Annotated in this window: 20 protein-coding genes and 1 other annotated feature; of the genes, 18 read left to right on the top strand and 2 right to left on the bottom strand. The window is 36.5% G+C overall.

All coding sequences use genetic code 11. The features are described from left to right. Window positions 1–12 precede the first annotated feature (12 nt). The 11 genes from FFM71_RS07305 to FFM71_RS07255 all read left to right on the top strand — a co-directional run bounded on the left by FFM71_RS07305 (window position 13) and on the right by FFM71_RS07255 (window position 10,113). Entirely contained in the window at window positions 13–651 is a 639-nt protein-coding gene (locus FFM71_RS07305) for a nicotinate-nucleotide adenylyltransferase (RefSeq protein WP_137611517.1), read from the top strand. Next, entirely contained in the window at window positions 644–1,246 is a 603-nt protein-coding gene (yqeK, locus tag FFM71_RS07300; protein WP_137611516.1) for a bis(5'-nucleosyl)-tetraphosphatase (symmetrical) YqeK, read from the top strand. The genes FFM71_RS07305 and yqeK overlap by 8 nt, the downstream gene beginning before the upstream one ends. A gap of 1 nt (window position 1,247) precedes the next feature. After that, the gene (rsfS, locus tag FFM71_RS07295; RefSeq protein WP_137611515.1) at window positions 1,248–1,607 is read left to right on the top strand and encodes a ribosome silencing factor; all 360 of its coding nucleotides are present in this window, start codon (window positions 1,248–1,250) and stop codon (window positions 1,605–1,607) included. Beyond that, window positions 1,604–2,335, top strand: a complete 732-nt coding sequence (locus FFM71_RS07290; RefSeq protein ID WP_137611514.1) for a class I SAM-dependent DNA methyltransferase — start codon at window positions 1,604–1,606, stop codon at window positions 2,333–2,335. Before rsfS ends, FFM71_RS07290 begins: the two co-directional genes overlap by 4 nt. Before the next feature lie 11 nt (window positions 2,336–2,346). Next, on the top strand, window positions 2,347–3,447 hold the full coding sequence (locus tag FFM71_RS07285) for a nucleotidyltransferase (protein ID WP_223876497.1): 1,101 nt from the start codon (window positions 2,347–2,349) through the stop codon (window positions 3,445–3,447). Next, entirely contained in the window at window positions 3,447–4,001 is a 555-nt protein-coding gene (locus tag FFM71_RS07280) for a YceD family protein (protein WP_137611513.1), read from the top strand. The genes FFM71_RS07285 and FFM71_RS07280 overlap by 1 nt, the downstream gene beginning before the upstream one ends. A gap of 69 nt (window positions 4,002–4,070) precedes the next feature. Then, window positions 4,071–5,495, top strand: coding sequence for an NADP-dependent phosphogluconate dehydrogenase (gene gnd, locus FFM71_RS07275; protein WP_137611512.1), 1,425 nt, complete (start codon window positions 4,071–4,073; stop codon window positions 5,493–5,495). Window positions 5,496–5,850: 355 nt separating this feature from the next. Next, window positions 5,851–6,537: a response regulator transcription factor gene (locus FFM71_RS07270; protein ID WP_041499563.1), complete on the top strand. Its 687-nt coding sequence runs from the start codon at window positions 5,851–5,853 to the stop codon at window positions 6,535–6,537. Next, the gene (locus FFM71_RS07265) at window positions 6,534–7,631 is read left to right on the top strand and encodes a sensor histidine kinase (protein ID WP_137611511.1); all 1,098 of its coding nucleotides are present in this window, start codon (window positions 6,534–6,536) and stop codon (window positions 7,629–7,631) included. The genes FFM71_RS07270 and FFM71_RS07265 overlap by 4 nt, the downstream gene beginning before the upstream one ends. 147 nt (window positions 7,632–7,778) lie before the next feature. Continuing rightward, complete coding sequence (locus tag FFM71_RS07260; protein WP_137611510.1) at window positions 7,779–8,750, top strand: hypothetical protein; 972 nt, start codon at window positions 7,779–7,781, stop codon at window positions 8,748–8,750. Between the two features lie 448 nt (window positions 8,751–9,198). Next, complete coding sequence (locus tag FFM71_RS07255) at window positions 9,199–10,113, top strand: peptidoglycan recognition protein family protein (RefSeq protein ID WP_137611509.1); 915 nt, start codon at window positions 9,199–9,201, stop codon at window positions 10,111–10,113. A gap of 299 nt (window positions 10,114–10,412) precedes the next feature. Here FFM71_RS07255 and yidC read toward each other — a convergent pair whose 3' ends face one another. Both yidC and FFM71_RS07245 read right to left on the bottom strand, forming a co-directional pair. Further along, the gene (gene yidC, locus FFM71_RS07250; RefSeq protein WP_137611508.1) at window positions 10,413–11,429 is read right to left on the bottom strand and encodes a membrane protein insertase YidC; all 1,017 of its coding nucleotides are present in this window, start codon (window positions 11,427–11,429) and stop codon (window positions 10,413–10,415) included. A 58-nt stretch (window positions 11,430–11,487) separates the two neighbouring features. Further along, window positions 11,488–11,763: an acylphosphatase gene (locus tag FFM71_RS07245; RefSeq protein ID WP_137611507.1), complete on the bottom strand. Its 276-nt coding sequence runs from the start codon at window positions 11,761–11,763 to the stop codon at window positions 11,488–11,490. Window positions 11,764–11,828: 65 nt separating this feature from the next. On the opposite strand from FFM71_RS07245, the gene FFM71_RS07240 reads away from it, so the two are divergent. From FFM71_RS07240 to FFM71_RS07210, 7 genes are all read left to right on the top strand, one after another. Next, window positions 11,829–12,590, top strand: coding sequence for a TrmH family RNA methyltransferase (locus FFM71_RS07240; RefSeq protein ID WP_137611506.1), 762 nt, complete (start codon window positions 11,829–11,831; stop codon window positions 12,588–12,590). A 48-nt stretch (window positions 12,591–12,638) separates the two neighbouring features. Further along, window positions 12,639–12,819, top strand: a binding site (T-box leader). A 73-nt stretch (window positions 12,820–12,892) separates the two neighbouring features. Then, window positions 12,893–13,939: a phenylalanine--tRNA ligase subunit alpha gene (gene pheS, locus FFM71_RS07235; RefSeq protein WP_137611505.1), complete on the top strand. Its 1,047-nt coding sequence runs from the start codon at window positions 12,893–12,895 to the stop codon at window positions 13,937–13,939. 4 nt (window positions 13,940–13,943) lie between these two features. Continuing rightward, window positions 13,944–16,349, top strand: coding sequence for a phenylalanine--tRNA ligase subunit beta (pheT, locus tag FFM71_RS07230; RefSeq protein WP_137611504.1), 2,406 nt, complete (start codon window positions 13,944–13,946; stop codon window positions 16,347–16,349). Window positions 16,350–16,456: 107 nt separating this feature from the next. Beyond that, a complete protein-coding gene (mltG, locus tag FFM71_RS07225; protein WP_137611544.1) occupies window positions 16,457–17,566 on the top strand; it encodes an endolytic transglycosylase MltG in 1,110 nt (369 codons plus the stop codon). Between the two features lie 101 nt (window positions 17,567–17,667). Further along, entirely contained in the window at window positions 17,668–18,147 is a 480-nt protein-coding gene (gene greA / locus FFM71_RS07220) for a transcription elongation factor GreA (protein ID WP_137611503.1), read from the top strand. 49 nt (window positions 18,148–18,196) lie between these two features. Continuing rightward, the gene (locus FFM71_RS07215; protein ID WP_137611502.1) at window positions 18,197–18,493 is read left to right on the top strand and encodes a HesB/YadR/YfhF family protein; all 297 of its coding nucleotides are present in this window, start codon (window positions 18,197–18,199) and stop codon (window positions 18,491–18,493) included. Between the two features lie 38 nt (window positions 18,494–18,531). Beyond that, window positions 18,532–20,628, top strand: a complete 2,097-nt coding sequence (locus FFM71_RS07210; RefSeq protein WP_373278796.1) for a peptidoglycan D,D-transpeptidase FtsI family protein — start codon at window positions 18,532–18,534, stop codon at window positions 20,626–20,628. Window positions 20,629–20,688: the final 60 nt, after the last annotated feature.

The raw sequence follows: 20,688 nt of genomic DNA, 5'->3' as shown, positions 1-20,688 counted from the left end.
AGTGATGAGAAAATGAATACTCAAAAACAATTATTAACAAAAGCAAAATTACAGTTTCACAGCAATTTTCCTAAGCGCCACGTGGGTATTTTGGGTGGAACATTTAATCCGATCCATCTTGGTCATTTGTTGATTGCGGAACAGGTTCGTGAACAGCTCTGTTTAGATAAAGTTTTATTTTTACCTGACAAAATTCCGCCACATCGCGGGGTGGAAAAGGCTATACCAACAATTGCAACTGATGATCGAGTTGAAATGATTAAACTAGCTATTCGAAACAATCCTCATTTTGACTTGGATCTGACCGATATTCGCCGTGGTGGGGTCAGTTATACGTATGATACGATCAAAATGCTGCAGGAACTGAATCCGAATACCGAATACTATTTTATTATTGGTGGCGATATGGTGGAAAACCTGCCAAAGTGGTCACATATTGATGAATTAGTACAAATGATTCATTTTGTTGGAGTTTGCCGAAAAGGTTTTGAGAAAAAGTCAAACTATCCTATACTTTGGGTAAATACTCCGGAGTTAGAAATTAGCTCGAGTATGATCCGCCAGCGTGTCAAAAAGGGACAGTCGATCAAGTATTTAGTTCCTGATGATGTTGCCTGGTATATTGAGGATAGGGGACTTTATAATGACTGATTTTAATTATAATTGTATAAAACAGGGCTTGAATCGGGAAGACATTCTAAGTCGAATGCACGACACTTTGAGTGATTTTCGCTATACGCACTGTTTGAGAGTTGAAAAAACAAGTCGCGGGTTGGCAGCTGAATATGATGGGGACGTCGATCGAGCTGGATTGGCAGGACTTTTACATGATTATGCTAAAGAACACGATGACCAAGAATTTATTGATGCAATTAAGAAGTATCACTTGGACCCAGAACTGTTGAACTATAATAATGCTATTTGGCACGGAATCGTTGGTGCTGAGATTATTAAAGATGAGTTGGGTATTTATGACGAGGATGTTTTAAACGCCATTAGAAGACATACCGTGGGAGCAGCGAATATGACTCAAGTAGACAAATGTGTCTTCGTTGGTGATTTCATTGAACCAAAGCGTGATTTTCCTGGAATTGAACAAGCTCGACTCTATTCTGAGAAATCACTTGATTCGGCAGTAGCTTATGAATTGAAACATTCCGTCCAACATTTAGTAGACAAAAATAGAACAATCTATCCAGCAACTTTTGTTAGTTATAATTACTGGATTGCAAAAGGAGAATTATAATTTGGACTCAAAGAAAATAATGGAAATTGCTGTGAAGGCAGCCGATGAAAAGCGTGGAAATGACATTAAAGTTTTAAATATCAGTGAAGTAAGTATCATGGCTGATTATTTTGTTATTGTCGACGCTTCATCACAAAGACAAGTTGACGCTATCGTTCAATCTGTTTTAGACAAAGAGGGCGAAAACGATGTTGAGATTGGTCACGTCGAAGGAACTCGTAACTCTGACTGGGTATTGATTGATCTTCACGATGTTATTATTCACGTCTTTACTTCAGAACAACGTGAATTTTACAATCTTGAAAAACTTTGGTCAGATGCACCAGAAGTTGATATTTCTGGCTTGGTTACTGAAGAATGATTTACAATTCCTTTGCGCGTGTTTACAGTGAATTGATGGATGATTCACTCTATTCGAAATGGGCGCAATATGTTGAAAATCAAGTTTCTCCAGAAGGTAAAAGTCTCTTGGATGTAGCATGTGGAACAGGTGATTTGACCATTCTATTGGCTGATAAATTTCAAGTGACCGGAACAGACTTATCTGATGAAATGTTAAAAATTGCAGCTGAAAAGGCCCAAAAAGCTTCAAAATCAATTCCATTCGTCCAAAGTAATATGATGGATCTATACGATTTTGACAAATTTGACGTGATTACTTGTTTTGACGATTCTATCTGTTATTTAAAAGATGAAGATGAATTAGCAGTAGCTTTCAATCAAGCTTTTGAACATTTGAACGATGGTGGGAAATATTTGTTTGATGCACATTCGTTGTATCAGATGGATGAGGTTTTCCCTGGGTATATGTTCAACCATCGGACTGAAGATTCAGCATTTATGTGGAACAGTTTTGAAGGCGAGTATCCCCACAGTATCGAACACGAATTGACATTTTTCAATTGGAATGACAAGATTCAAGGCTATTCAGTCAATACTGAATTGCATAAAGAACGGACTTATCCAGTTGAAACTTTTATTACAATTTTGAAGGATATTGGGTTCAAGAATGTTTCAGTAACCGCTGAGTTCGGTGAATCGTCTGTTAAAGATGATTCAACGCGTTGGTTCTTTTCGGCAGAAAAATAGAGGATCTGATAATGAAAGTTTATGGTTTAATTGCTGAATTTAATCCGTTTCACAATGGTCATAAATTGTTCATTGATTCGATTAAACAAAAATATCACCCTGATGTGTTAATTGCCGTTATGTCTGGCAATTTTGTCCAGCGGGGTGATTTTGCAGTTTTGGATAAATGGGATCGTGCCAGGTTGGCAGTCGAATATGGTGTCGATTTAGTTGTCGAATTGCCAACCGCCTACGCGGTCGAACCAGCAGATTTATTTGCTCAAGGGGCAGTGAAACTGCTACAACAAGCAGATATAGATACACTGTTTTTTGGTACCGAGGAACAAATCGATTTTGCCAGCATAGCACAGAAACTATTGGCTGTGGATAACTCTTTTAAACAGAATTATCAGCAGAATTCGGCCACTAATTTGACGGATTACTATCAGTCAGTTGGTATTAATGTTTCCAAGTTTCCTAATCAATTGTTAGGATTGAATTATGTCAAACAGATTCAGCGACATGACTTTGAAATTTCGGTTCAGACTATCAAACGTTTGCCAAGTGATTTTAGTGCGACAAAAATTCGCCAACGATTAGTGGATAAGAAAACTTTTGATCAATTGACGCCAGATTTGACGCAAGAACTCCTAAATAAACGCAATCTAGTAACGTGGGATGATTATTTTCCATATTTGAAATACCAAATTACTAATTCAACATTGGAAGAATTACGTCAGATTTACCAAATGGTAGAAGGCTTGGAATATAAGTTGAAAAAAGAGATTGTTAAAAGCAAAAATTTTACTCAATTTATTGAACAAGTGAAGTCAAAACGCTATACTATGGCACGAATTCGACGTTTGATGATTTATGTATTGTTGAACGTTAAGAGTTCAGAAATTAATAATGTTTATAATAATCCTTATTTGAGAATATTAGGATTTAACGAGAATGGCCAGAAATATTTAAATATTTTGAAGAAGTCATCAAATGTTAAACTAATTACTAAAGTAGGGAAGAACGAAAAAAATTTACTTGATCTAGAAATCAGGGCGGATCGAATTCGCCAATTGGTGACTGATCAGGAAGAAAATTTTGGAAAAATACCTTATATGAAAGGGGTACATTAATGCTAAATTGGGATGTTCAAGACGTTCGTCGCTATAAAGACAAACCTTTTGAATTTGAGGAAAAACTCGATTTAACTGCCGAATTGAAGAAACGTTCAGAGGATGTTTTAGACGCTGAAACAGTTGAGGTAAAAGGCCAGTTGTTCAATGATAACGGACTTGTTATTTCAGATGTTAAAGTTAAGACAACACTCAAAGTTCCTTCAACGAGAAGTTTATTACCAGTCGAATTACCAATCGAAATCAGAGTCAATGAAGCATACAATGTTGACAATGTGGCAACTGAAGATTTGGAAGACTACAATATTGTGATTCCAGTCGATGAAGATGATCCAACAATCAATGTGTATGAATCAATTCTTGATAATATTTTATTGAGTATTCCACAGAAAGTTTTAACCGAGAAGGAAGCTACGGAAAATATCATGCCTTCTGGTAAAAACTGGGAAGTTATCTCTGAAGATGACTTTAATAAGCAAAAAGAGGAAGAACATGTAAATCCTGAATTTGCTAAATTAAAAGATTTATTTAAAAATAATGATGAGAAGGAGTAGTTTTTATATACTCCTTTTTTATTTTTTTGTTAAGATGAATATGTGAACAAAAATCGGAGGTAAGTATTAATGGCAAAACCACAAATTGGTGTTATCGGTATGGCTGTTATGGGTAAGAATCTTGCCCTAAATATTGAAAGTCGTGGATATGAGGTTGCTATCTATAACCGTACAGGTTCAAAGACTAAGGCGGTTGTTGAAGAACATCCAGAAAAGAAATTGGTACCAAGTTATACAATTGAGGACTTTGTAGACTCACTAGAAAAACCTCGTCGTATCATGATGATGGTTAAGGCTGGTGCTGGTACTGATGCCGTTATTGAACAATTGTTACCTTTACTAGATAAAGGCGATGTTTTGATCGATGGTGGTAACACGAACTTTGAAGATACTATGGAACGTAATGAACGTTTAGATAAATCTGGAATCAACTTTATTGGTATGGGTGTTTCCGGTGGTGAACTTGGAGCACTCCATGGTCCATCATTGATGCCCGGTGGCCAAAAAGAAGCTTATGATTTAGTTGCTCCTATTTTGGAACAAATTTCAGCTAAGGCTGATGAAGATGGCGCACCATGTGTTACATATATCGGACCTAATGGTGCTGGTCACTATGTAAAGATGGTTCATAACGGTATCGAATATGGCGATATGGAATTAATTTCAGAAAGTTACAACTTGTTAAAGCACTTGTTTAACAATGATGTTAACAAGATTGCTGATGTCTTTAATGACTGGAACAAGGGTGAACTTTCAAGTTACTTGATCGACATTACTGCTCAAATCTTGACAAGAAAAGATGATGAAGGCACAGATGACTACATCGTCAACAAGATTATGGATAAAGCTGGTAACAAAGGTACTGGTAAGTGGAGTTCACAAAGTGCTCTAGAACTTGGCGTACCACAATCATTAATTACAGAATCAGTTTACTCACGTTATGTTTCAGCTTATAAAGACGAACGTGTTAAAGCAAGCAAGGTTCTTCCTGCACCTACTAAGACTCCGGAAATCAAAAATATGGACGAATTAGTTGCTAAGATTCGTAAGGCTTTGTACTTCAGCAAAATCATCAGTTATGCACAAGGATTTGCTCAAATGAAAGCTGCTTCAGACCACTATGATTGGGATCTTGACTACGGTAAGATTGCTCAAATCTGGCGTGCTGGATGTATCATTCGTGCACAATTCCTACAAAAGATCACTGATGCCTATGATGAGGAACCAAAATTAGACAACTTGCTATTAGACGATTACTTCAAGGGTATCGTTGAAGAATATCAATCAGATGTTCGTGATGTTGTTAGTTATGCTGTTCAAGCGGGAATTCCTGTTTCAGGATTTATGGCTGCTATTTCTTACTACGATCAATATCGTTCAGAAGTATTGCCTGCCAACTTGATTCAAGCACAAAGAGATTACTTCGGTGCTCATACTTATGAGAGAAATGATAAACCAGGTACATATCACTATACTTGGTACGAAGAACAATAATTTTTAAATGTATTGAATTGAAAGTCGACAGAATATGGTCAACTTTCGAACATTAAAAGAAACACTGTAGTCCATAAACGGATTACAGTGTTTCTTTGGTTTAAGTTCAGAATCTGGAAACGGCATAATGCATCAAACTTTCAACCTTCAGTCAAATGAATATAAAAGCACCGATTTTTTAACTTTCAAACATAAAATTTTTACGGTTCTAAAAAAATAAAAATTAAAGCTTGTCTTCTTTTAATTTTTGCTATATGTTAAAATCATTAGTGCATTGCCAATAACGTGACATATTCAAAGTAATGATTAAGCTATAATTAAAGATAATTTAATATTCAATGTATAGGAGATATGTATGGCTAAAATACTTGTTATTGAAGACGAAGAGAACATGGCAAAATTCGTTCAACTTGAACTTCAACATGAGAACTACGAAGTAACCGTTGAACGCGATGGTAGAACTGGTCTCGAAGCAGCTTTATCTGAAGATTGGGATTTGATCCTACTTGATTTAATGCTTCCAGAGTTAAACGGTATCGAAGTTTGTCGTCGAATTCGTCAAGAAAAAAATACTCCAATTATTATGATGACAGCGCGTGATTCAATCATTGACCGTGTATCTGGTTTGGATCATGGTGCTGATGACTATATCGTTAAGCCATTTGCAATTGAAGAATTACTTGCTCGTATCCGGGCATTGTTAAGACGCATTGATTTAGATATTGATGTGACAAGAAATAATGATCAAGTTCTTAAATATAAGAATCTTGTGATTGATAAGACTACTCAAACATTGAAACGCAACGGTGAGGTAATTGATTTGACTCGTCGTGAATATGATTTATTGAGTGCTTTGATGGAAAACGTCGGTACGGTCTTGAGTCGTGATGACTTATTGGAACGCGTTTGGGGAACTGGCTCTTCAACCGAAACAAATGTTGTTGATGTCTATATCAAGTATTTGAGAAACAAGATCGATCGAGCCGGTGCACCAAGTTATATTTCAACCGTTCGTGGTAAAGGGTACGTGATGCGTCGATGAGAATTTCGATTAGATTAAAATGGACAGCATTGATTTCAATTGTTATCTTGATGGCTTATATTTTTGTTGGAATCTTAGCAATGAGAACTGTGCAGAGTGTAGCTTCTGTTAACGAAATCCATTCATTTACAACTAAACTAGTTATTGGCGGTATCGTAGTTTTTATTTTAGGGGTTGTTTTAACTTTTTATATGGTCACGTTAGTTTTAAATGATTTGCGGAAAATCAATAAAACTATTGATGATTTGAATAAGAAACCGGATTCTGACTCACGTATTAAACTACGTAAAAGAAATGATGAAATTTATGAATTAACTGTTAATATCAATAAGATGCTGGATCGTATGCAGGCATATACTAATCAGCAAAAGGAATTCGTGGAGGATGTTTCACACGAATTGCGGACGCCGGTAGCTGTGCTTGAAGGTCATTTGAGTATGTTACAACGTTGGGGCAAAGATGATCCAGAGGTTTTGAATGATTCAATCAACTCTTCCATGCAGGAGTTGAAGCGTATGCAGTCCTTGATTCAAGAGATGCTAGATCTTACGCGTGTTGAACAGATCGACAGTGCATATTTGGAGCAGACGACGGAAGTTAAACCTTTGTTTACGCAAGTTTACAATGACTTCAAGATGTTGCATCCAGATTTTGTGATCAACTTCGATGACGATATCCGTGAGGGTAGTGAAGTTAAGATTTACCGTAATCACTTGGAGCAAGTATTGGTGATCTTGTTGGATAATGCTTTTAAATATTCGGCTGATCGTAAGGAAATAAATTTGGCGGCCTCAACTAACTCTGCTTTGCTGGAAGTAGTTGTCCAAGATTATGGCCTAGGAATCGCTAAAAATGACCTTAAACGTGTTTTCAATAGATTCTACAGAGTTGACAAGGCTCGGTCTAGAAAGCGTGGAGGGAACGGTTTAGGGCTTTCTATTGCCAAACGATTGATTGAAATCTATCAAGGTAGTTTGGAAGTGGAAAGTGTCGTTGGTTCAGGGACAGTTTTCAAAATTGAATTGCCACTAGTTCAAAAAGTTCCAGATGAGGGACAAACTGAAAAAGAAACAGCTGAAAGTAGTCAAAAATAAGTTAAATATTAATAAAAAAACATTTCTTGGATACATTTCCGAGAAGTGTTTTTTTACGTGTAACGATATATTTTCGTAATGATGAGTATTTTTTGTTCAATAAGTAAAATGGTATATTATACAAGATAAGTTATTGGGGGAAAGATAATGAAGCGAAGGGGATTAACCGTCTTATTTCTAGGATTATTGTTGTTAATAGTCGGTTGCGGCAAAGTGACCACTAGTTCCAAAGACAATCAAAGTTCTAAAAATACTGAACAAACGATAGATTACGCTCAACTAAGCGATTCTGAAAAATCAGAAATGACATTTACTTTTGTTAGAAGTAGCGATTCTTCAGCTGTTGATTTGAAAATTGTCAATCGAACGAGTAAAAATGTGACATTTAATGGGAATAAATTCATTCTGGCATATCCGAAGAAATCTAATATCAATTCTACAATTGATTCAAGTATAAAAATTGGTTCTAACAGTACTAAGACTTTTAAAAAATTATTTCAAGGTTTAAACAGTGCTGATTTCTCGACAATCGGTTTATATTGTTATAAAAATAAGAACAATAAATTGGCTTACAGTGAGATTAATGTGATGACAGTTAAGTCTACTAACTTAAAAGAGACAGACCTGCAGAAGGCATATAAGAAGGCCTCAGCTACAAAAAAAGTGGAACCTGTCAAAAAGCAACAACCAACTAACGATACTGAACGTCAAAATTCAGTACCGGTTGGCGAGATCACTAGTGGTCAACAAGCGGTAGCATTAATTCAGAGCTTGAATGGACCAGCACCACAAGGTACCTCGTATACATTTATGACTGATGAAACTTCTGGTACAAATGGCACAGTTAAAACTAACGATGGTCAAGATGTTTATTGGGTTCGATTATTTGAAAGTGGCAATGGTGTCGCAATAACGGTAGATGATTGGACTGTTTTCCCAAATCGGACTGTAATTCATCAAGCTCCATTTTCTGTAGGTGTCTCAATTGATAATCAGAATCAAGGTACAGACGATAATTCAGATGATGATAATTCAGTGGATAGTCAAAATGACAGCGATTCAGATAATAGTGATGATACTGATACCAACGATAATTATGATGTTGATAATATGAATTAAAGGTTGGAAGTTTAGGAAAGTATGCCTTTTCCAGAGCTAAGAGTATTTAATTGCTGTGGGGACGAACTGAGCCAAAGAGCGGTCTCGAATCTCGATTGAAACCTCGCAAAACCCGCGAGTCTTCAACACTCCATTGGTGTAAGAATAAAGTTCTAACGCCGCTTTCACTACAAATGAATACTCTCAGAATTGACAATTTTTCTAAAGTTTGCCGATTGGTACGAAGCATGGTTAATCTTTGAACACTGAGATAAAGAGGCACTGTAATCCGATTTTGGATTACAGTGCCTCTTTAGGATGTTAAGTAAACGGGAAAATTATATCTTACGCATTCTTATATTGACTGTGTTCAGCTTTGGGAACTGAACACTTTTGTTATTTGATGGTTGAAAAGTTCCTATCTCCAGAGTAGTTTAGATTATGGATGTTTTAGGGGGAGAATTTAGAAATGAAACAGAAACAAGTTTATTTTTACATGTTATTAGCCAGTTTTGTCAGTTTTCTATTTGTTTTGAGCAACGTACAAACTGTTCAGGCTGGTACGGTCAACGATTACATTATTAGCAATCGTATTAGACCAGTTCAAATTCAAAATCAAGAGGGAACGTTCAGTTATTGGACTCCCTATGAGCATGGCGTCGGTAAGCCCGAAGGTGTCGTGATTCATGAAACGGCTGATGATAGGGCAACTGCGAATGCAAAGAACGAAGCAACTTACTTTAACAATAATTGGTCTAAAATAAGTGCCTACGTTCATGCTTTTGTTGACAACAATGAGATTATTAATATTCACAATACTGACTATGGCGTTTGGGGTGCTGGTGCAACAGCCAATTCCAAATATGTTCAAGTAGAATTGTGTCATACACATGATTATGATTCGTTTGCCAGATCAATTGCCAATGATGCCTATTATACGGCCTCAAAACTAATTCAATATAATTTACCTGATAAGCCAGAAGTTACAATTTTATCGCATGACCAAGTCAGCAAAATGTATCATGAGACAGATCATACCGATCCCGTGGGTTACTTTAATAAATGGGGTTATAGCATGTACCAGTTCTACGATATGGTCGGCTATTACTACAATAATTTAAAGACGACGCAAGATGTATACGGTGGCAATGGTTCCACAACAAAGCCTGTTACAAATAGCGCCAATACGATAAATGTTAAAAATTCTAACGGTTCATTTGTGCCATTAGTTGCATTTAATAATGATGGATCGACAAGAAGGATTATGGATCGAGCTTTATCGAACAATTCTTCTTGGTATACCGATCAAACTAAAAATTCTGATGGCGTAACCTATCATCGAGTAGCAACAAATGAGTGGGTTGCGGCAACTTATATAATTTAGGTTGAAGGTTTAGGTGAGTTTTCCGTTTCTAGAGCTGAGAATATTCATCTGCTGTTCGGAATCGGTTCGCACAGCAGGTGCAATACTCTCAGTTCTTCCAACTAGTTTATTTTTTAATAGCGGAACAATAAAACGAGGATTTCTGAGTATTTAAATAAAGTAGCTCTAGGTCTGTAATAGCAAGCTTTAGATTAATTTTTCACCTTTCAATCTTCAGTTAATTGTATAAAAATAGTCCAAGTAATCTCGATAAAAAGATTGCTTGGACTATTTTTATCTAGGGAATAACTTATAAAAAATTATTTTTTACGTTGTTGTTTACCCTTATTTAATTCACGAATATTTTTGTGGAAATCTTTAGCTTCTTTATCTTCATTGGCTCTATCCTCTGGTGTAGCATTAGTAGCCTTTGTTGAAGTAGAAGTACTTTCAGAACCGCCATTATTAAGAATTCCATCAAGCATCTCTTTAGTGACAACGACCTTAACCGGGTTCTTTTCAAGTTCGGCATCGGTTCTCTTTCTAATTTTTGGTGTGATTACGTAATTTGTAATAAATTGTTGGATCAAAATTACGACACCACCAACCAAGAAGTAGAGGGCAAGAGCAGCTGTAGAAATCATTGAAATGAAGAACGTCATCATCGGACTCATCAAAATCATTGTTTGCATTTGTTTTCTTTGCTCAGGAGCCACAATTTGAAGTGACATCCAACCTTGAACTAGATAGAAAACAGTCGCGATGATAGCAATCAAGATACTTGGCTTTCCTAACGGAATTGATAGGAATGTAGCTGAACCAATTTGTTTAGAATATTGCACAGCCTGATAAATACCAATCAAGATAGGCATTTGAAGAAGCAATGGGAGACATCCCATACCACCGGTTAAACTCAAGTTGTTTTGTTTGTAGACATCCATCATCAAACCACTGACCTTTTGAGTTTGGTCAGGGCCTTTAGCTTTCTTTTGGGCATCTTGAATCAATTTCAACTGTGGTTGAATGGCGCGCATTTTTTCTTGTTGCGTTGTTGACTTGTACTGTTGATTCAATGCCAATGGAACAAGCAATAAACGAACAACGAAGGAAATAATTACGATTCCCCAAGCATAAGCATTCTTTCCACCAACAGTTTGTGCTGTTTTGAGGATTAAATTCTGGAACGGAGTTCCTAGCCATTTATAGATAAATCCATATGGCCCACTAGTTGGAGCATGTAAATTAGCTGATGAGCCTTGTGCACACCCCGTCAAAACTAGTGTCAGTACCAAAACTAGCGACAGTACTGATAAATATTTGACGTATTTTTTATTCACTTAATAAACCACCCTTTTAATTGTATACAAAGTAATATACGTTAAGTAATATGACGTTTCAACCAATCACGGTAAATTTCGTGTAATGTTGCAAGTCGTCAGAAAAAGTATAGTCCATTTTGTTTACTTTTCCAAAGGGAGATGGTGAAGATTTTATTCTATTTAAGAAAATATAAAGAATCTTTTCATCCGCTTCGGCCTCAATCGAGACTGAACCGTCATTTTCGTTTCTAACTGTACCAAAGACGTTCAATTCTTCAGCGACTTGAAACGTTGAGTAACGAAAGCCGACACCTTGGACTAAACCATTAACATTAATGGAAAGATGTTTCACAAGTGATCACCTCAAATCTTTGAATGTGTTAATATCTATATTATAGAACAAGAGGGATGGATGATATGAAATATATTGAGTCAAAGAAAAATGATGAAATTAAACAATTGAAGAAATTGTCAGCAACAAAAAATATTCGTAAGACGGGTACTTACATGATTGAAGGTTTTCACTTAGTTCGTGAAGCTGATCAATTTGAACAAGATTTTGTAAAAATTTTTGTTACAGAAAAATATGAAGATGACCGTCTAGTTAAAAAATATCGTGATATTGCTACGGTACTTTCTGAAGACGTTGCTAACGAATTATCAGAAACAAAGACTCCACAGGGAATTTTTGCGGTAATCAAAGTCCAAGATGATGCTGATTTTAATGAATTTTCTGGTAAATGGGTAATGTTAGATGATGTTCAAGACCCAGGTAATGTCGGAACAATCGTTAGAACTGCTGATGCCGCTGGATATGATGGAGTTATTACTAGTTTAGATACAGCTGACTTCTATCAACCAAAGGTTCAACGCTCAATGCAAGGTAGTCAATTCCATCTTCCAATTCATCGCATGGATATCAATAAAGCTATCGAATTAGCTAAAAAGTCGCAATTAAAGATCTATGGTTCAGAGGTTAATGCCCAGGCCAAACCATATACTGAGTTAGAAAAAGTCGACAGTTTTGCTTTGATCATGGGTAATGAAGCTCATGGTATTACACAAGATGTTCTAAATAAAACCGACGAAAATATTTATATTCCAATTCTTGGAAAAGCTGAATCACTTAACGTGGCTGTTGCTGCCGGTGTTTTGATGTACGGATTACAATCACTTTAAAACTTGCGAAAGTTTCTAGTTTTTGTATAATCGTTATATAAAATAAATATTTAAACTTTGACGAAAAATAGTAACTGTTAAATTCATGACAGGAAGAGCCGTTAACTGAAATAGGCTTGATGAATAAAACAGTGAATTCACTTTCTGAGTTTTTAGTTAGTTACTATATAACTACTTGAGTGCATGTTTAACATGAACTAGGGTGGTACCGCGAGTCCTCGTCCCTTATTTGGGAGGAGGACTTTTTTTGCACTAATTATTTTATGAAAAAGTCAAAACAATTTTTCATGGAGGGAAAAAATATGTCATTAAATGATACATTAAAGAACTTAAGAGAAAATGGTATCGACGAAGCCAAGCGTGCTGAAAGACTTCAAGAATTAAATGACCTACGAGTTAATCTTTTAGGTAAAAAGGGTCCCATTACCAAAGCTTTACGTGGAATGAAAGATGTTCCAGCTGAGGAACGTCCTGAAATTGGTACTTTAGCTAATAATGTTAAGAATGATATCCAAGCAGCCATCGAAGAAAAAATGACTGAATTGAATCAAAAAATGGTTGCAAAAAAATTAGCAGATGAAACTATTGATGTTACTTTGCCAGCAACTAAACAAGCTCAAGGTACAAAACATATCTTGAATCAAACGATCGAAGATATCGAACAATTCTTTATCGGCCTGGGCTACGAGGTTGCAAGTGGCTATGAAGTTGAAGAAGACCACTATAACTTTGAAAGATTAAATATCCCTAAGGATCACCCTGCTCGTGATATGCAAGATACTTTTTACTTGTCAGATGAACTATTGATGAGAACTCAAACTTCCGCTCAAGAAGGACGTGACATGGAAGCTCATGACTTTTCAAAGGGTCCATTGAAGATGATCTCACCAGGTGTCGTTTATCGTCGTGATGATGATGATGCCACACATTCACATCAATTCCACCAAATCGAAGGTCTTGTTGTTGATAAAAATATCAGTATGGCTGATTTGAAAGGTACTTTGGATGCCTTATGTCGTCACGTCTTTGGTGCTGATCGTGAAATCCGTTTCCGTCCAAGTTATTTCCCATTTACTGAACCATCTGTTGAAGTTGATGTTTCATGTTTCAACTGTGGTGGTGAAGGTTGCCGTATTTGTAAATATACTGGTTGGATCGAAGTTTTAGGTGCCGGATTAACTCACCCTAATGTTTTGACAATGTCAGGAATTGATCCTAACGAGTACAGTGCCATGGCCTTTGGACTTGGACCAGAACGTTTTGCAATGCTCAAATATGGAATCAATGATATTCGTGATTTCTACCTAAATGATGTTAGATTCCTAGAACAATTCAAAGGAGTAAATTAAGATAATGAAGATTTCAGTTAATTGGTTAAAAGAATATATTACCGTCAATCATACCGTTGAAGAAATGGCTAATAAGATTTCACTAACTGGTATCGAATCTGGTCCCGTAAAATTGGGTGAAGAATTGACAGATTTAGTTGTTGGTCACATTACAAGCATTCAACCACATCCTGATTCTGATCATTTGAAAGTTTGCCAAGTTGACGTTGGTGAATCAAAAGATATCCAAATTGTCTGTGGAGCTCCTAATGCTGCTGTTGATCAGTATGTTATCGTAGCCTTACATGGAGCACATTTGCCAGGTGGCGTAAAAATCAAGCGTGGTAAATTACGTGGTCAAGAATCAAACGGAATGATTTGTGGACTTGATGAAGTTGGTGTTCCTGCACAATACATGCCAAAAGAATTTGAAAATGGGATCTATGTCTTTGATGAACCACAAGAACCTGGGGATGCCATTTACGGACTTTTGGGATTGAAAGACCAAATGATCGATATTGATATCACACCTAATCGTGCTGATACGTTGGGTATGCGTGGAGCTGCATGGGAAATTGGTGCAACTTACAATGAAAAACCAAGTTTCAAGAAGCCTGAATTATTAGCCGATAAAATTAAAGATATTAACGATGTAACGGTTGATGTTGCTGAAAAGAAACTTGTCCCTGATTATTTACTTCGTGAATTGAAGGATGTTAAAGTAGGTAAGAGTCCACTTTGGATGCAAAGAAGACTCTGGAATCAAAATATTCGACCAGTCAACAGTATTGTTGATGCTGCTAATTATGCGATGATCGAATACGGTCAACCAATCCAAACTTACGACTTGGATAAATTACAATCACTAAAATTAACCGTTAAATTTGCCAATGATGGTGATAAATTGAAACTTGATGACGGTGAAAAATCATTGAATCACAATGACTTAGTAATTGTTGCAGGTGACCAAGTTTTGGGCCTTGCAGGTGTTCAAACTAGTATTGAAGCTGCTGTTGATGAAAATACCAAGAACGTGTTAGTTGAGGCTGGAGTGTTTGATGGGACTTCAGTTCGTAAGACGGCCCAAAGACACGATCTCCGTGGCGATGATTCGAATCGTTTTGAAAAGGGTGTTGATGAAGGTATTGTTGATGAGGCCTTAATGCGTGCGGTTCAACTAATGGATCAAACTAGTGATGCTAAAGAAATTTCTAATGACATTATTGGAAACTTCACAAAAGCACAACCAACAATTATTAAGGGTAGTATTAGTCACATCAATCATTTAATGGGCTTAGAATTGTCAACTGATGAAATTGTTGCTATATTGGATCGTCTTGGCTTTGACATTGACGTTGATGGGGATGCTATCACGGTAACAATTCCTACTCGTCGTTGGGATATGGAAATTGAGGCCGATTTGGTTGAGGAAGTTAACCGTATTTATGGTTATGCTAACTTGCCAAATACTTTACCAGCTGGAATGGAAACAAGAGGTGGCTATGATCCTAAACGTGAATTGGCTAACAAACTGCGTGACATTCTCTTAGGTGAAGGTCTGGATGAAGTTATCAACTTCTCGCTTTTAAGTAAACAAGAGGTTGAAGCTTTCAACACGACAAATAGTGAATATACGAAACTATTGCACCCTATGACGGAAGATCACGAATACTTGCGTAATAGCTTGATTCCTGGTTTAGTTAGAAATGTTGCCTATAATCAAGCTCGTAAGAATGCTGATTTGAAGATTTTTGAACATGCCCGTATTTTCCAGAGAGCTACCGGTCAAAATCGCCCTGACGAAATAACATACTTATCAGGTGCTATTAGTGGAAATGTTGTTGCCGATTCATGGAATATGACTGCCCAACCAGTTGACTTTTATTATGTCAAAGGTATTGTTGAAGAGTTGTTATCATTTACAAACACAGATGCTGAATTTACTTTTGTTGCAACCGACGAGTACAAGAATATGCATCCTGGTCAAACAGCTAAGGTATTGGCAAATGGTCAAGTTATTGGTCTGGTTGGGAAATTGCACCCTAATTATCAAGCTGATCACAGTGTTTCAGATACATTTGTCTTCGAATTGAACGTCGACATGATATTTGATTTAAATGCTAAGAATGTCAAGGCTCAGAGCGCTCCTAAATATCCATCTATCAGTCGAGACCTAGCTATTCTAGTTGAAAAGAATATCGAAAATGGTCAAATCGTTGCAGATATCTTTGCTAACGGTGGAAAGTATTTGAAAGATGTTAATATTTTCGATGTTTACGAAGGTAAGAATATCAAGCCAAACCATAAGTCACTTGGATACCACTTAGAGTTCCAAAACCCTAATGATACTTTGACTGATGATGAAGTAGAAAAAGCATTTTCACTCGTAAAAGACAGCTTGGCACAAAAATTTAATGTTGAAATTAGATAATTATGCTGAAACTAATGGTATAATTCTAATAAATTAACTCGGGAGGCTGTGTCTTGAGCCAAAAGGATGATAAAAAAGAAGCATTACAGCAAGAGTCGAGTGATAAAATGCAAACTCGCTCCGAAGAAAGAAAAGTAGCAAATCATATTGCTTACTGGATTGTCGGGGTTATTGCAGTTTTAGCAGTCGTCGTTGCTATTATTGGCTTCAATTACGTAAATAGTTCATTGCAACCATATAATGCAAATAGTAAAGAAGATATTGTTGTTAAAATCCCAATAGGTTCTTCTAGCAAAGAAATCGCTAAGACTCTTGAAAAAGATAAAGTTATTAAGAGTGCGACAGTCTTTAATTTCTATATCAAAGCTCAAAATTATACCGACTTTCAGGCCGGATACTACAAGTTTAAACAGTCTTGGAGTGTCGGGACTGTTGTTAAGCAATTGCAAAAGGGCGGTACCGCTCAACCACCAGCAACTAATTCGGGTGATACTGTTCTTGTCCGTGAGGGCGTTACCATCGACCAGATTGGTACTTCCATTCAGGCCGATACTAAGAAGAGTTTGAAATTTAAGAAGTCTGATTTTATGAAGTTAATGAAAGATGAATCATACTTGAAACAACTTCAAAAGAAATATCCTGAATTATTAGACTCTTCAATGGCCAAAAAGAATGTCAGATACCATCTTGAAGGTTACTTATTCCCAGCTACATACAGTGTTTATAAGGGTATGACGTTGAAAGAACTTGTTAACCAAATGGTTGAAAATGAAGATGAGAAGATGCAACCTTATTATTCAACGATTAAGGAAAAAGGTTATACAGTTCAACAAGTCTTGACAATTGCCTCATTGGTTGAACGTGAAGGTTTGGATACTAAGAATCGTAAAAAGATTGCTGGTGTATTTTATAACCGTCTTGCAATCAATATGCCATTACAATCTGATATTTCAGTTATGTATGCCTTGAATACGCATAAAACTAAACTGACAAACAAGGATACTAGTGTTAAATCTCCTTATAACTTGTATAAGAATGAGGGTTATGGACCTGGTCCATTCAATACGCCAAGTTTAGATTCGATTGAAGCAACCTTGAATCCTAGTGATAGAGATCAAAACTATCTTTACTTCTTCGCTAACTTGAAGACTGCTAAGATTACTTATTCACATACTCTTGCCGAGCATAACAGTAGATATGCAACAACAGGACAATAGGATATAATTGTATATATAAATAAATGTCATCTAATCGTGCTTGATTAGATGACATTTTGAAATTAGAATAAATAATGTATTTTGAAAGAGGTATTTTAAAAATGGCAGATAGAAATTATCCAATGACAGCCAAAGGCTTACAAGATTTAAAAGATCAATTGGAAGAATTAAAAAAAGTTAAACGTCCCGAAATAATCAACCGTATTAAAATTGCTCGTGGTTTCGGTGACCTTTCTGAAAACTCAGAATACACATCCGCAAAAGATGAACAAAGTGTTATTGAATCAAAAATTTCTGAAGTAACAGAACGCATTCAATATGCAAAAGTTATCGATGCTGATCAAGTAGCTGATGATGAAATTTCAATCGGTAAAAAAGTTACTGTTCAAGAAGATGGTGAAGAACCTGATATTTATACTATTGTTGGTGCTTCAGAATCAGATCCTGACGGCGGTAAGATTTCTAATGAATCACCTATTGCTAAAGCACTTATTGGTAAACACATCGGTGAAAAGGTTACAATTGAAACTCCAGTTGGTAGTTATGATGTAACTGTTAAGGACGTTGCAGTTGCTGAATAACTATGTTTTCTGCTATGTTTATCTTAATTAAATGATTGAGGTGGACGTCATGAAGATTGAACTGACTGATAAAGCAGTAAAATGGTTTGAAGAAGAGTTGGACTTAGTACCTGGTGATGGTGTACATTTTTATGGTAAGGTTTATGGAAAGACAATGGTTCATGAGGGATTTTCAATCGCTATGCGTAAGGAGAAACCAGTTGATCCGGAGTCCATTACTGTTATCAATGGCGTGAGTTATTATATAACTGATAGTGATACTTGGTTTTTTGCCAGATATGATCTATTGGTCGAATATGACGAGAGTCTCGAAGGACCGAAGTATATTTTTAAATCGAATGAGTAATTATTCGCTTTTTTTGAAGGATAAATATGAGAAGAATACTGGATATAATAAAGAAAAGAACAGGTAGTCAAGCGAAGTCTACTATTCCATTTCGTCTAAACCTGCTTTTTTTTATTGTCTTTGTTCTATTCGCAATGTTAGTCGCACAACTGGCTTACTTACAAATTGTTTATGGTGGTAAGTTTCAAGCAGAGGTTGACCGAACAGATAAGACAGTAATGACGGGCAGTGTACCACGTGGAATGATTTATGATTCTAAAGGTAGACTTTTAGTTGGGAACTCGACAGCAAATGCTATCACTTATACGAAGAGTGGGAGTGTTAAGTCGAGTGACATTTATACGATTGCAAGTAGATTAACGAAGTATATGACTGTTAGTGTTGACGATTTAACTGAACGTGACAAGGCAGATTACATCTTGGCTGCACCTAATAAGTCAACTCAAGTTGCTAAGCAAATGCCTAAGTCAGATCGGGTTGACTCCAATGGTGATGCTTTATCAGCAAATAAAATCTATGCCAATGAAGTTAAATATGTTCAAAAAGAGGGCATTCATCTGAATGATAAAGATCTTCAGAGAGCTTCTTTATTTAAGAAGATGAGTGCCGCTTATTCACTTTCAACGGTTTTCTTGAAGGATAAAAATTTGTCCGCTCGAGAAATTGCTCAAGTCAGCGAACATTTAACTGAGTTGCCAGGAATCAGTATCGGTAGTAATTGGACACGTGATTATCCACAAGGTAAATCAATTGCCAGTATTATCGGTGGGGTTTCCACAGAACAACAAGGTATTCCAGATGATGAAATTAATTCAATGTTGGCATCAGGTTATTCTCGTAATGACCGTGTCGGAACTAGTTATCTAGAAAAGAATTATGAATCGATTCTGTCTGGTACCAAGAGTCAACGTCAAGTTCAAATTGGTTCCAACAACCAGATCAAGAAGAGTACGGTACTCTACAAAGGTCAAAAGGGTGGGAACCTTAACTTAACGATTGATTCGAGTTTTCAAAAGAAAGTTCAAGAAGATTTGAATACACAATATAGTGCTGCTAAGGCTGCTGGTATTACTCAGTATTCTGATGGTGCCTATGCTGTTGTCTTGAATCCAAAGACTGGTGCCGTTTTGGCAATGGCCGGAATTCACAATGATCCAAAGACTGGTGACACGACTGAAGATGCTTTGGGCGTTATCAACAGAACATTCGTTATGGGTTCTGCCGTTAAAGGTGCAACAGTGTTGGGTGCTTTGATGGATGGTGTCATTACACCTGAAAACAATACTCAAGCCGATGATCCAATTTACTTGCCAGGTACTCCGGTTAAAAAATCTGTTTACCCTGCAGGAACATTTAGTAGTTTGGATGCAGTTCGTGCACTGCAATTTTCATCTAATATTTATATGATGAATTTGGCTTTAAAGGAAGGTCACGCTAAGTATGTTCCTAATGAGTCAATCAGTATGGATTCTGACATCTTCTCCAAGTTGCGTGGGTACTTCAACCAATTTGGTTTAGGTGTAAAGACCGGAATTGATATTTCTGGTGAAACTACAGGTATCGAAGGTTCAACAACTAATAGTGATGGTAAGTTAAAGACTGGTTCTGCACTGGATTTGGCTTATGGTAACTACGATGCCTATACATTGATTGAAATGGCTCAATATATTTCAACCATTGCTAATGGTGGATATCGTTTGAAGCCATATATTGTGCAATCGATTCAAAAGACTAAGGATGATGGAACTAAGGGTGCTTTAACATCCGTTACTAAGCCTTCAGTCTTGAATAAGGTTGGATTTACCCAGGATGATCTAAATGTGGTTAGAAAAGGTATGTACGCTGCTGTTCATGGTAGTGGTTACTGGACTACAGCTACTAAGCTGGCTGACCTTTCACCAGCGGTTGCTGCTAAGACTGGTACTGCACAATCTTTCTACTATGATCCTGATAATCCTTCATCTGATCCTCCAGAAACAATTACCACAAGTTTGGTAAGTTTTGGACCATACGATGATCCTAATGTAGCAATGGCAATCGTCTTTCCTAATCTTACAAGTGAGAGTGGTAGTTATCCAAACTTGCTTGCACATCAAATTTATACAGACTATTATAAGATGACTGGTCAGAAATAATCTGAATTTAACCTTTTAAAATATTGAAAAAAATGATATATTTAATTAGTTGAATTTAGT

This window comes from Companilactobacillus huachuanensis (assembly GCF_005404815.1).
Lineage (GTDB): Bacteria > Bacillota > Bacilli > Lactobacillales > Lactobacillaceae > Companilactobacillus > Companilactobacillus huachuanensis.
The sequence above is the reverse complement of the archived record's forward strand: the minus strand, read 5'-3'. Positions and strand labels throughout refer to the sequence as shown.